The organism is Plectonema radiosum NIES-515 (assembly GCF_025753815.1).
Classification (GTDB): domain Bacteria; phylum Cyanobacteriota; class Cyanobacteriia; order Cyanobacteriales; family Nostocaceae; genus Hassallia; species Hassallia radiosum_A.
In genome coordinates, this window is the sequence record NZ_JAOWRF010000360.1 from 1 (window position 1) to 13,654 (window position 13,654).

General features: G+C 42.6%; 11 protein-coding genes. 5 read left to right on the forward strand and 6 right to left on the reverse strand.

Annotated features, from left to right (window positions below; all coding sequences use genetic code 11):
• Positions 1–1,206, reverse strand: a 1,206-nt coding sequence (gene menD, locus OGM63_RS25380) for a 2-succinyl-5-enolpyruvyl-6-hydroxy-3-cyclohexene-1-carboxylic-acid synthase (protein ID WP_263748473.1), incomplete at its 3' end; no start/stop codon positions are given.
• Positions 1,207–1,757: 551 nt separating this feature from the next.
• Between menD and OGM63_RS25385 the strand changes: the two genes are divergently transcribed.
• From OGM63_RS25385 to OGM63_RS25400, 4 genes are all read left to right on the forward strand, one after another.
• On the forward strand, positions 1,758–2,069 hold the full coding sequence (locus OGM63_RS25385; protein WP_263748491.1) for a hypothetical protein: 312 nt from the start codon (positions 1,758–1,760) through the stop codon (positions 2,067–2,069).
• A gap of 157 nt (positions 2,070–2,226) precedes the next feature.
• On the forward strand, positions 2,227–3,954 hold the full coding sequence (locus OGM63_RS25390) for a succinate dehydrogenase/fumarate reductase flavoprotein subunit (RefSeq protein WP_263748475.1): 1,728 nt from the start codon (positions 2,227–2,229) through the stop codon (positions 3,952–3,954).
• A gap of 160 nt (positions 3,955–4,114) precedes the next feature.
• Positions 4,115–4,525, forward strand: a complete 411-nt coding sequence (locus tag OGM63_RS25395; RefSeq protein WP_263748477.1) for a type III secretion system chaperone family protein — start codon at positions 4,115–4,117, stop codon at positions 4,523–4,525.
• A gap of 192 nt (positions 4,526–4,717) precedes the next feature.
• The gene (locus tag OGM63_RS25400) at positions 4,718–5,569 is read left to right on the forward strand and encodes a hypothetical protein (RefSeq protein WP_263748478.1); all 852 of its coding nucleotides are present in this window, start codon (positions 4,718–4,720) and stop codon (positions 5,567–5,569) included.
• Between the two features lie 227 nt (positions 5,570–5,796).
• Here OGM63_RS25400 and OGM63_RS25405 read toward each other — a convergent pair whose 3' ends face one another.
• The 3 genes from OGM63_RS25405 to OGM63_RS25415 all read right to left on the reverse strand — a co-directional run bounded on the left by OGM63_RS25405 (position 5,797) and on the right by OGM63_RS25415 (position 7,691).
• A complete protein-coding gene (locus OGM63_RS25405) occupies positions 5,797–6,534 on the reverse strand; it encodes a GDSL-type esterase/lipase family protein (protein ID WP_263748484.1) in 738 nt (245 codons plus the stop codon).
• A 25-nt stretch (positions 6,535–6,559) separates the two neighbouring features.
• On the reverse strand, positions 6,560–7,459 hold the full coding sequence (gene miaA, locus OGM63_RS25410; protein WP_263748485.1) for a tRNA (adenosine(37)-N6)-dimethylallyltransferase MiaA: 900 nt from the start codon (positions 7,457–7,459) through the stop codon (positions 6,560–6,562).
• Positions 7,460–7,562: 103 nt separating this feature from the next.
• Entirely contained in the window at positions 7,563–7,691 is a 129-nt protein-coding gene (locus OGM63_RS25415) for a hypothetical protein (protein WP_263748486.1), read from the reverse strand.
• Between the two features lie 105 nt (positions 7,692–7,796).
• On the opposite strand from OGM63_RS25415, the gene gyrB reads away from it, so the two are divergent.
• Positions 7,797–11,039: a DNA topoisomerase (ATP-hydrolyzing) subunit B gene (gene gyrB, locus OGM63_RS25420; protein WP_263748488.1), complete on the forward strand. Its 3,243-nt coding sequence runs from the start codon at positions 7,797–7,799 to the stop codon at positions 11,037–11,039.
• 119 nt (positions 11,040–11,158) lie between these two features.
• Here gyrB and OGM63_RS25425 read toward each other — a convergent pair whose 3' ends face one another.
• The gene (locus OGM63_RS25425; protein ID WP_263748489.1) at positions 11,159–12,379 is read right to left on the reverse strand and encodes an acetate kinase; all 1,221 of its coding nucleotides are present in this window, start codon (positions 12,377–12,379) and stop codon (positions 11,159–11,161) included.
• A 138-nt stretch (positions 12,380–12,517) separates the two neighbouring features.
• Entirely contained in the window at positions 12,518–13,525 is a 1,008-nt protein-coding gene (locus tag OGM63_RS25430) for a transaldolase (RefSeq protein WP_263748490.1), read from the reverse strand.
• Positions 13,526–13,654: the final 129 nt, after the last annotated feature.

The following is a 13,654-nucleotide window of genomic DNA, read 5'->3' on the forward strand; positions in this document are numbered from 1 at the left end:
GGGGGAGACAAGGAGAGGGGGAGAAATTCTTTTTTGTTCCCCCTGTCTCCCTGTCCCCAAGGAGTCCCCCTGTCCCGCTGTCCCCAAGGAGTCCCCCTGTCCCGCTGTCTCCAAGGAGTCCCCCTGTCCCGCTGTCTCCAAGGAGTCCCCCTGTCCCCCATCTCCCTGGGTTAGCTGCTCAATCGATACTCGGAGGTGGATTGTCTTTCCGTGGAGGGGGTCAAGGTTTTGGTCGCTAGGGTCAATTATCCAGCGTTTGGGTTGTGTAGTATTTAGCCAGGTACGGAGTTGTTTACTGGTGGGAAGTTCCCCGATTTGAATTACTATTTCTGGTGCTAGTTGCATTGATTGCTGGTGCTGACGCAGAATTAGGTCATAGGTAGATATTAAATAAGGGTTGAGATCGGCATAATTTCTGACTGGGGAGAGTCCCTCTGCAAGAACGGGGAATTTTAAGGTTTGGGAAAGTTGCGCGATCGCACTACAATATTCTTTTGGCTGCTGCACTTGAGCAACACCGGCAATTATTATCCCTCGTTGAGATTGTAACCATTCTTGGGGAATGGGGATTGAGGAGTAGGGAGTCGGGGAAAAAGTTGTGATTGCAGAAAAGAATTCTTCTTCTTCAAATTCTACTTCTATATTTGCATCGGGAATTGGTGTGAGGGGGTCGCGAAACGGTATATTTAGATGTACTGGACCAGATCCTGGGTAGAGCGACTTTTCCCAGGCATAAATTACCGTTTGTCGCAGATAAGCTAGCATTTGCATATCTGATGAAGGTAAGGCTAACTCTGTTTGCCAGTTTGGGTAATTTCCATATAGCTTTAATTGGTCTATAGTTTGTCCAGAGTGGCAATCTCGCAATTCTTGCGGTCTATCAGCGGTTAATATCAACAAAGGGACACGACTTTCTCTAGCTTCAATGACTGCTGGGTAAAAGTTCGCTCCTGCGGTTCCCGAACTGCAAATCAATACTACAGGACGTTTGCTTGCTTTGGCTATTCCTAAAGCGAAAAAAGCAGCAGAACGTTCATCGAGAATGGAAATCGCTTCAACATTATATGATGCTTTGGCAAAGGCGAGTGCTAAAGGTGTAGAACGCGAACCAGGACAAATTACCGCACAAGTCAATCCTAAGCGCAAAAGCGTTTCCGCCAAGATAAACGAACAAAGTTGATTAGTATTGTTAAAGGCGATCGGCATTACTTGAAATAATGAGGATGGGGAATGAGTAATGGGTAACAGTCGGACGCAATTAATTACACCAAATCTGGGCTGAAATTCAACCCTCGCAAAGAATCACTTCAGACTTACGCATTGACAAAATAGACAGAATGTAGATTAAAGAGTAAAAGGAAGGTAAGATTTTTCAACCAGTGCGATCGCTATCTCCTCCTTTGTCCTATTGCTGAAAAACACTAAAATTTACCAGCGTATTTTATAACCACAATTTTATCGCTGATAGCCGTTCTGAAACCTGTACCTGAACTGATTAGTTTAATTGTCAAAAAAAAAGTCAAAAGCCAGAGTTAATCCACACCAAAGACTTAGCATTTAATCATTTATAGGGATAAACCCCGTCTTGAAAGACGGGGGAGAGCGTTGTTATAAGTCATCCACCATTGGAACAAAAATAAATGTAAATTGTAAAGTGATATTACAAAGCTTGCAAAAATATTTAGAAATCGTCAAGTATCCAAACATGGCTTTAACGTAGAACCTAGTAGGAGAGACTGGAGGCAACTATGGTGAACATAAATAATATTCAAAAGTATCGGTTTGTTTGTACCCTGACCTTTGGCGATATCTACGGTCAAATAATTGTTTGGTTAATTACCATCACTATTAGTTTAGCTGCTGCTTTGGGGTTGATGGGTGCTAGACGACCCGTTTATGCTTTAGCTACAGTTGGACTTGTTGTTTTGCTATCGTTGCCTTTCTTGCTTTTCGCTTTCGTGACTACACTCTTAAATCATATTGAGTTGTCTCCTGTAGATGCATCAACAAAAATGGAACCAATGCCCGGTAATGTTTCTCAGCAACAACCCGTACAGACAACCAGCTAAAAATAAGTTAGGAGTTTGTTTATAACTCTTAACTTTTCAACTAGAACAGAAGGAGTTCCCCGCTCTAATCCAAACAATCTCCCTGTCTATTGGCAGGGAATTTTTTTTGATGTCTCTACAATAGAACAGCAGTTCTTTTTGCAGTTGGGGGCTGATTATGTTTGAACATGATGTGATTATTATCGGGGGGGGATTAGCTGGATGTCGTGCAGCAGTGGAAATTGCCAGAACCGATCCTAGCTTAAATGTGGCTGTAGTGGCGAAAACTCACCCGATTCGTTCCCACTCAGTAGCTGCCCAAGGTGGGATGGCAGCGTCACTGAGAAACGTAGATACAGAAGATAGCTGGGAAGCACACGCTTTTGATACTGTCAAGGGTTCCGATTATTTAGCAGACCAAGACGCGGTAGAAATTCTCACTCGTGAAGCTGCAGATGTGGTAATTGACCTAGAACACATGGGTGTTTTATTTTCTCGCTTAAATGATGGTCGCATTGCCCAACGCGCTTTTGGGGGACATTCTCACAATCGCACTTGCTACGCTGCCGATAAGACCGGTCACGCAATCTTACACGAATTGGTGAACAACTTGCGCCGCTACGGTGTGCAAATTTATCAAGAGTGGTACGTAATGCGCTTGATATTAGAAGAAGGTCAGGCAAAAGGTGTGGTGATGTATCACCTTTTGGATGGGCAAATAGTGGTAGTGCGGGCTAAAGCGGTGATGTTTGCTACAGGTGGGTATGGTCGCGTTTATAACACCACTTCTAATGATTACGCTTCTACGGGTGATGGTTTGGCAATGAGTGCGATCGCCGGTTTGCCACTGCAAGATATGGAATTTGTGCAGTTCCACCCCACTGGATTATATCCCGTCGGGGTGCTAATTTCGGAAGCAGTGCGGGGTGAAGGAGCTTATTTGATTAATAGCTATTGCGATCGCTTTATGGCAAATTACGCACCCAGCCGCATGGAACTTGCCCCTCGTGATATTACCTCACGAGCGATCGCTTATGAAATTCGCGCCGGTCGTGGGGTTCATCTAGATGGTAGTGCAGGGGGACCCTTTGTCTATCTTGACCTGCGTCACATGGGCAAAGAAAAAATTATGAGCCGTGTTCCCTTCTGTTGGGAAGAAGCACACCGCTTAGTTGGTGTGGATGCAGTAACGCAACCAATGCCAGTACGACCAACGATTCATTATTGCATGGGTGGTATTCCAGTTAACACCGATGGTCAAGTCCGCAGTAGTGCTGAAGGACTAGTTGAGGGATTCTTTGCTGCTGGTGAGACATCTTGTGTATCTGTACATGGTGCCAATCGTCTTGGTAGTAATTCTTTGTTGGAATGCGTAGTTTATGGAAAGCGAACCGGAAGTGCGATCGCTCGATTTGTGAAAAATCGCAAGTTACCCACACTAGACGAGCAAAGTTACATCAAAGAGGCAAAGCAACAAATTCAAGCTTTGCTAGATCAACCAGGGCAGTATCGCATTAACCAAGTGCGTCAAGCCTTCCAAGATTGTATGACAGAATATTGCGGCGTTTTCCGCACTCAAGAATTAATGCGTCAAGGTTTAGAAAAAATACAAGAATTACAAAAAAAAGCTTCGCAAATATACTTAGACGACAAAGGCAATTCTTGGAATACAGAAATCGTCGAAGCCTTGGAAATGCGAAGTTTAATGGTGGTAGGGCAAACCATTCTTTCCTCAGCCTTAAATCGTCAAGAAAGTCGCGGGGCACATTTCCGTGAAGATTATCCCCAGCGAGATGATGAAAACTTCCTCAGACACACACTAGCTTATTATTCACCAGCGGGAATTGATATTCAATATCGCCCGGTGACGATTTCGATGTTTGAGCCAAAAGAGCGGAAATATTAGTTATTATATCTTGGGGTGAAAAATAGCTTTTATTCATCCCAAAAATACAACAATACACAAAAAATCAGCTTTTATGCCACTCCTGATATAATTTATTGGTGGGTGGGAATACTAGGTTGATGTAAACAGCTATTCATCCAAATTGTGAGGCTTTAAAACCATGCCAGAAGCTAATATTAGTGATTTGGTAGCTCATCCTTTAGCAAAATATCGCAATCATTTGGAATTTAATGGATATCAAGTTGAAGAAGACGAAGAGCTACTTTTGTGCCATCACCCCAGAAAAACCAATTTGATTATTAAATATATTTTTAGTAGAGGAGTATTAATCAGAAGTTTTTATTCTTTTGATCAAAATATTCAGAGAATAGACCTCCTAGAATATATAAACGAATTGAATTCAGATTTCATATTTATGAAAGCATATATAGATCGGGACAATGATCTGTCCATAGAAACATTCTCTGAGGGTGAGTATGACAGAACAAATTTCTCAATTCTGTTGGACAATATTGAATATGACATGGGAATTTTTGGGAATCACAAGCTAACACAAGAGTATTTGCATTGACATTCTCCCACCGAAGAGTCGGAGTACCGATATAGCGGGGGATTCTTAAAGACTCACGCATTAGATTTTCTCTTTCCACGAGCCGATTTACTGGAAGACGCAGGTGCTTATTTTGATTTATCTCGTGCTTCCAATAACTTGATGGAACCCCCAGATTTAAGACACTTTAATTCCGAGTCACGAGCTTCACGGATGAAATCTTGGCGTTCGTTTATACCTAATGCTTTGGGAGTCATCGTCATGGGACGCTTGGATGCACCCCATTTAGCTCAGAGAGTGGATGGGATACTGTTGCGATCGCTCGAAATCTTTCTAAGTGACCCCGATATTATAGAACGCTACAACTTAGCATTCTCCAAGGGTTGGAAATCTCCGCAATGGCAGGATATACCAACTTTGAAAGACCTTGTTCACTTCTGTTCAATTGCTCGACTCAATATCCAAAAACCCGAAGCAATTGACCACCAAGCGATTAATCAAATAACCAGTCAAATTGCAGCATTGTTGGTGAGTCCTTTGGGGAATGCGATCGCATCACTTTTAGTCGGTGGTGTCATGGGTTTTGCTTGGATGGTATGGTCTATTTTCTTTGCTTCTAAACCTGTTGTTAAAGCTCCTAACCCGAAGGCAACTTCAACAATGGTAGCTTCCGGGGAAACTGATGAAGCAGCACGTCTCAAGGCAGAATTAGCACTGGGAAATCAAGAAAGCCGGAATCTCGAACAACCGCAAAAACAAACAAAACCGGAGCGCATTCAACCTGTAGCAAGCTCAAAAGTTCGTTCTACCCTTCCACCTCCAAGAATTATCCGTGAAAGAATCCCATCTCCACTAAGAATTATTCGTGAAACTGTAACCGGAAATAAACCACAAGCAAAACCTGTTTCTGTAACTTCTCCTACTCCCAAAGTTGAAAAATTTGACCCCTTTGAGCGATGGAATCAATTGGCTACTTTGGGACAACAAACAATGAAAAATGGTGCTGCTGCATCACCAGATACGAGTCTCTGGGCAAAAGAAGCGGAAATTTTATTTGGCAGTTGAAAGAAAGGTGTAACAAAATTAAACACACTGAAAACTAAAAAAAGAAATGGTGTAAAGATGGTGTAAATAAAATTCACAACATCTTAAACGCTTAGGTTATAAGGATTGTGCGGGGACTCTTAATCTGTTGGTTCTGGGTTCGAGTCCCAGGTCACCCACTGAATAATGGAAATTATTTTTCACAATATAGTCTTTAGGGACGTTACAAAGGAAATTTACAAGCTATTTTATGGTTTAGCCACAACCATATATTTTTCAATAACTGCCTTCCAAATGAAGTATGCTTGACCATTTAAATGCAGCCCATCGACTGTATATTGAGTATCTAATTGATTTTCTGAGTCTGACAAAAGAGAAAATATATCTATATATTCATAATTAAATTCTTTAGCTAACTTTTTCAAACCGGAGTTAAGTTTTAAAATGTTTTTATTATCTTCCCAATACAGGTAAAGTTTGTTGTTTACAGGTAAGACACTTTGGACAAATACTTCTGTGCTTGGTGTTTTTTCTTTGAATTCATGCAAGATTTTTTTATATTGTTCTAAAGTTGCTGTTACGGATTTATTGTCATTGATTAAATCGTTGATACCTATCATTAAGAAAACTTGCATTGGTTTTGATTCTAATATGGTATTTAACCGATGTAATATTCTCTCTGTTGTATCACCAGAAATACCCCTTTTTTTCACATTTAATCCTAATAATTCTGTCCATTCGCCTTCATCGGTGATACTATCACCTAACATGATGATATCCGATTGATATTTAGGCAATTTTTCAAATTGGCTTTTTTTATGCCAATAGGACGGTGGATAATTAAGATGTGTGGTTTGATTTTTTCTCGAAATATTCAATGAGGTCTTAAATAAATATGAAAATCCACCTTTTTGAGTAATAAAAAAAGCGAAGGTTATGACAAATAAAATATTGATAAGACAAGAAACTATTAAGAGATTCATCATGTTTTTTTAATTAACTATTGCAAATTTAGTTGATTGTTAAAAATTGCTGTGTTCTCTGCCATACTTGTTCTAATAAATTAGGATTATCTGCATCAAACCACTCTATTTTGGGATATGCTGTAAACCATGTACGTTGACTTTTGGCAAATTGTCGCGTATGTAAAATTGTTAATTCTAGAGCTTTATCCAAAGATATCTCCCCAGCTAAATATTGTTTGATTTCTTGATATCCTAATGTATTTAACAAAGACAAGTCAGCACCATATTTATGACAAAGATACTCTACCTCAGCGACTAAGCCATCTGCGATCATTTGCTCTGTACGCTTTGCAATACGCTGGGTTAAGTCGTGAAAATCGCAATTTAAACCAATTTGCAAAATTGGATAATTTGGTGGATTCTCTCCTTGGTGTTGGGAAATAGGGCGACCAGTGACATAAAATACTTCTAATGCTCTTAAGGTTCGTACTGGATCGTTAGGGTGAATTTTTTGTGCCGCAACTGGATCAACTTGTTGCAGCATAGTGTAGAGTTGCATTTGACCGAAAGATTCAAGTTGCGATCGCAATTCTTTGTGCGGTGCAACTTTAGGAATTTTCATTCCTTGTACAATAGAGCGTATATATAAACCGGTACCACCAACTAGCAATAGCGGAGTAACATCAACCGAAGCAATTAAGGCTTGTGCTTGCTCTTGGTAATCTGCTACCGTCATGATGTCTGTGGGAGCGCAAATATCTATTAAATAGTGTGACACCAACTTTTGTTCAGCCGTTGTTGGTTTAGCCGTACCAATATTAAACTCACGGTACACTTGACGGGAATCTGCACTCAGAATTACAGAACCCAACTTTCTCGCTAAAGATAACGCTAACCCTGATTTACCTGTCGCTGTCGCTCCACAAATTACAATTAGTTTGGTCATTGGTCAAATGTTGGTGGTTAGTTGTTAGTGGTTAGTTGTCTCCCCCACTCCCCCCACCTCCCGAAAACAAGGCTTTTATGCTATAATTTTGGAGCCTTTTGGCTTATTTTTCGGCTTTGAATATTTCGGCACAAGCGATCGCTCTCATCATACCGATAATTATCTTAATCGCACTCTGAGCCAATCCATCAAATAAACGAAGCCAGCTACATCCCCTATATAAATTTATCATCTAATTGCCCTAGAGTCGCCTCCAACCCTTTTGTGTTAGAATTTTGGAGTGATTTGACTTTATTTTGATTTTAACGAGTTCACCCCCATAATCAGGAGAAATTACATGACGAGCAGTTACAGTGCCGATCAGATTCAAGTTCTGGAAGGTCTGGAACCCGTCCGCAAACGACCGGGGATGTATATCGGTACTACCGGACCACGGGGACTCCATCATTTAGTTTACGAGGTGGTGGACAATTCCGTTGATGAAGCTTTAGCTGGGCACTGCACCCATGTGGAGGTGGATCTCAATGCCGATGGTTCTGTCACTGTCACAGATGACGGTCGCGGTATTCCCACCGATATTCACACCCAAACTGGAAAATCAGCACTGGAAACAGTGATGACGGTACTCCACGCAGGAGGTAAGTTTGGTGGTGGTGGTTACAAAGTTTCCGGAGGGTTACACGGGGTTGGTATTTCTGTCGTTAACGCTTTGTCTGAAACGATTGAAGTAACAGTTTGGCGAGATAATAAGGTTCACGTCCAGCGCTTTGAACGGGGTATTCCGGTAACAGAACTGATAGCCAACCCCTATAAAGAAGCAAGAACTGGAACTTCTATCACCTTCAAGCCAGATGAGCAAATCTTCACCACCGGTATTGAATTTGATTACATTACTTTATCAGGTCGTCTGCGGGAATTGGCATATCTGAATGCAGGTGTGAGAATTATCTTCACCGACAACCGTTTAGAATTGCTTAAAAGCGATACACCTAAAGTAGAAACCTATGAGTACAGAGGTGGTATCAAAGAGTATATCGCCTACATGAACCGCGAGAAGCAGCCACTGCATGAAGAAATTATTTTTGTGCAGGGGGAACGCAACAATGTGCAAATCGAAGTGGCTTTGCAGTGGTGTACAGATGCTTATACGGATAATTTGTTAGGATTTGCGAATAATATTCGCACCGTAGATGGTGGTACGCACCTTGAGGGTTTGAAGGCAGTTCTGACTCGCACCTTGAATGCGATCGCCCGCAAGCGTAATAAAATTAAAGACAATGAACCAAACCTCAGCGGTGAACACGTCCGTGAAGGTTTAACAGCGGTAATTTCCGTCAAAGTCCCCGATCCGGAATTTGAAGGACAAACTAAAACCAAACTCGGTAATACCGAAGTCCGGGGAATTGTCGATTCTCTAGTTGGTGAAGTTCTCACCGAGTACTTAGAATTTCGTCCTGGTGTTGCCGATTCCGTTTTAGATAAAGCTATCCAAGCTTTCAAAGCCGCAGAAGCAGCACGTCATGCACGGGAGCTAGTTCGTCGGAAATCTGTACTAGAATCGTCCCCATTACCCGGTAAATTGGCTGATTGTAGCTCCAGAGATCCCAGCGAATCAGAGATTTTCATCGTCGAAGGGGATTCAGCGGGGGGTTGTTTGTTTTTATACACAAGAGTTTTGCTTACTGAGGGACGGGAAATTACGATAAAGCAGCTCATAGAGGAGCAAGAACAAGGTAAAGAGAACTTCTGCTACACCATTAGGGAGAGTGGGAATATAGGTGTAGAACGTATTATTAATGCCAGACGAACCAAGGAAAATGCGGAAGTCATCAAACTGACCTTGGACAACGGGGAAACAATTATCTGCACACCAGACCACCCCTTTATGTTGCGAGATGGCAGTTATAAAGCAGCAGAATTACTGACTCCCCAAGATTCGCTGATGCCGATACATCGCAAGCTCTCCCAGAAAAATGAACGGGGAACAGGGCTGAATGGCTACGAAATGGTTTGGAATCCATTGAATGATACATGGATTTATACGCATTTATTAGCAGATTTCTATAACCTTGAGCATGATGTTTATCAGTCTTCAGGTAGATGTCATCGTCATCATGTTGATTTCAACAAACTGAACAACAATCCGACAAACATCAAACGGATGTCACCGGAAGCGCACTTAGAATTGCATCGGCAAAACTTGGAAAAAACATTACATCGACCAGATGTAATTGAAAAAAGCCGCCAAATTCATCAAAGTGAAGAATTTCGCGCTTTTATGAGCGAACGGATGCAGCAAGAACAAACGCGGCAAATTCTCTCAGAACAGGCAAAAGCGCAGTGGGAAGATGAAGCATACAAGGCTTATATGCTTGCTAAGTGGCGTGAGTTTTATCAAAGTAATGAAACTTATCGGCAAGAAAATAGCGAACAACTCAATCAAGCGCAACAAGAGTATTGGAGTGATGAAGCAAATCGTCTCGCTCAATCTCAACGAGTGCGGGAGTACTTTGAAAACAATCCACAAGCGCGAAAGGTGCTTTCAGAATTAGCAAAAAAACAATGGGAAGATAAAGATTTATTAGATTGGCGTCGAGAAAAAACTAAGGAACAATGGACGTGGGAATTTCGCAAGCAACGTCGTGAAGCGTTAGAGAAAACCTACTATTTCAAAACCATCGCTGGTTTGAAAGAAGTAGAACTGCAACTTGGTTGCTTGGATTTGGAGATTTATAGCTCTTATCGCAAGCGAACACGCGATAAGTCGATGTTGCGTTGGGAGACTTTCTGCGATCGCTATTTTCATGGTAATCGCAGTAGAGCGCGTGAAGCCGTGAAAAACTACAACCATCGCGTTGTCTCTATCGAACGCTTGGAAGAAAGAATGGATGTTTACGATATCGAAGTTCCTAACTCTCACAACTTTGCTTTGGCAAGTGGTGTGTTTGTGCATAACAGCGCTAAACAAGGACGCGATCGCCGAACTCAAGCCATCCTTCCCCTACGTGGTAAAATCCTGAATATCGAGAAAACCGACGATGCCAAAATCTACAAAAATAACGAAGTTCAATCGTTGATTACGGCGCTTGGTTTGGGTGTAAAGGGTGATGAATTTGACTCTACTCAACTGCGTTATCACCGCATAGTCATCATGACTGACGCGGACGTAGATGGAGCGCACATCCGGACGCTGTTGTTAACTTTCTTTTATCGATATCAGCGATCGCTTATCGAACAGGGTTTCATATATATTGCTTGTCCACCACTATATAAAGTAGAACGGGGACGCAATTATTACTACTGTTATAGCGAGCGGGAACTGCGACAGCGTTTGGCTGAGTTTCCCGACAACGCTAATTACACCATCCAACGGTTCAAAGGTTTGGGGGAAATGATGCCAGCACAACTCTGGACAACGACAATGAACCCAGAAACTCGCACCTTCAAACAAGTGGAAATTCAGGATGCAGCCGAGGCAGATCGGATTTTTACTATTTTAATGGGCGATCGCGTCGCACCGAGGCGGGAATTCATTGAAACCTACGGCTCTAAACTCAACCTCACAGATTTAGATATCTAAAAAAGACATAGGAGTGGAAAACAATGTAGAGACGTAGCACAGAATAGTCTCTACAAGGGTTTGGGGCAACGCATAGTTCATTTCCACTCCTATGTCTAAAGTTGCACACGGCGTTCCTTTTACCTTTTAATGAGGTGTTGCCAAGTTGCCATTGCGACTGCCCAATCTTCTTGAGTATGTATTGCCAAGACTCGCACTGCTGAGTCAGCGGTGGCAATATCCTCATCAACAGGTTTGTGGGTATTTTTTTCTGGGTCAATTTTTATACCCAAAAATCCAAAGGCATCGCAAGCAGCTTGGCGAATTCCGGGAGAATTTTCCCCCACACCAGCAGTAAACACTAAAGCATCTAATCCCCCCAGACTGGGAAGCATTGCCCCAATTCCAGAACGCAAGCGATGGACGTACATATCCCAAGCAAGTTGAGCGCGATAATTGCCTTGGGCGATCGCCTCCATCACTTGGGGCAAATCGCTGGATACACCCGAAATTCCACGCAAGCCAGAACCTTTATTTAAGACATAATCTAAACGTTCGGCTGAGTAATTTGATTGTCGCAACAGGTGAATCAAAATTCCTGGATCGACAGCACCAGAACGGCTACCCATCATCAATCCATCCAGGGGTGTAAACCCCATTGTCGTATCAACACTGTGACCGTTTTTAATTGCTGCCAAAGAGCAACCATTGCCTAAATGACAGGTGATTATCCGTAAAGAAGCTAAATCTCGATTGAGAATTTGAGCTGCACGTTTAGAGCAGTATTCGTGACTGATACCATGAAAGCCGTAGCGACGGATACCTAGTTCGATCCATTCGTAGGGACCGGGATAGATTGTCGCGGCATCGGGCATATGGGAATGAAATCCGGTATCAAAAACTGCCACTTGGGGTATATTTGCCAAGCTTTTTTCAATGGCTTCTATTCCTTCCAAAGCGGCTGGATTATGTGCCGGAGCCAGGTTAGAAAAACGAGCGATCGCCTTTTTAACTTCATCAGTAATTACCACACTGGCACGGTAATCTTGTCCACCATGTACTACACGATGTCCCACCCCGTCAATTTCTGACAACTGACTAATCACCTTCGTGGAACCCCGAGTCAAGGTATGAAGCATGTAAGCGACGTGTGCAGGTCGAGAATCAGCGTAGATTTCTTCCTCCAGCACCCCACCATTAGCTGATTTCACCTTGATTTCTGCCACACCGCGATCTTGAGTCCATTTAACTTGACCGAACCAAAGCGGTTCGAGTGGTTCTGTGGGCAGACCCTCCTCTGTTATTTCATACAGACAACTCTTTTGGCTGCTAGATCCGGCATTCAGTACCAATATTTTCATCGCTTTTTGTTGCCAGCAAGGTTGTAAGGATTCAAAGACGGGTTAGAAAAAATAAAAGGTAAAAATAAGTAACTTTTTTCTCGTTTATCGTTCCCTGCCAGAGGCAAGGAACGAGGGGAACGAGGGAAGGGATAGTATTTAAGCGGCGCCGACTTTAACGTTTGCTTCTAGAGTAGATAATCTTTCGGCAAGTAGTTTTTCTAGGCTTTCCAATGCTTTGGTGAAGCCTTCGATACCTTCTGCTAGTTTATCGAATGCCATGCGATCGCAGTTATGCATTTTTTCAAAGATATCTTTATCCATCGGTGTTTTTTCGATACCCATCTTCGGTGCATTCTTGGGATCGAGTTTGCGGGGCAATGCGTTTGTAGTCGATTGCAACTCAGCCAATAGTGCCGGAGAAATCGTCAACAAATCACAACCAGCGAGTTCAGTAATTTCACCAAGATTACGGAAGCTGGCTCCCATAACTTCAGTTTTGTAACCGAACTTTTTGTAGTAGTTGTAGATTGTTGTCACAGAAACAACACCTGGATCTTCGTGTGCGGGATAGCTATCGCGTCCGCTGTCTTTCTTGTACCAGTCGAGAATCCGTCCGACAAACGGAGAAATTAGGGTGACACCAGCTTCTGCACAAGCGATCGCTTGGTGAATGCCAAACAATAAAGTCAGGTTGCAGTGAATACCTTCTTTCTCCAAAATTTCCGCAGCTTTAATGCCTTCCCAAGTAGCAGCGATTTTGATGAGAACGCGATCGCGTCCAATTCCAGCGGCTTTGTATTGAGCAATTAATTCGTGTGCTTTATTCACCGTCGCATCAGTATCATAAGACAAACGCGCATCTACTTCCGTAGACACCCGACCAGGAATGATTTGCAAAATCTTCAATCCAAAAGACACTGCCAAACGGTCAAACGCCATCACAACAATTTGCGCTTGGGTTGCGCTAGATCCTGCATCTTTCTTTGCTTGAAGTAATGTCTGATCGACAATTTCCTGATATTCTGGCATCTGTGCCGCAGCAGTAATCAAAGATGGGTTAGTCGTCGCATCTTGTGGCTTAAACTTCTCAATTGCCTGGATATCTCCCGTATCTGCCACCACAACGGTCATTTCTCGCAATTGTTCTAGTAAATTTTTAGACATACATACTCCGTGAATGTTGTTTGCTTAGGATTTGCTCATTCCCCTGTTCTTTACATCCTTCGCTGCACCTTCAATTCCAATTGTGACAACTTTCCTTCACAATTGCCCATTTGGGGAGAGGGGGGCAGG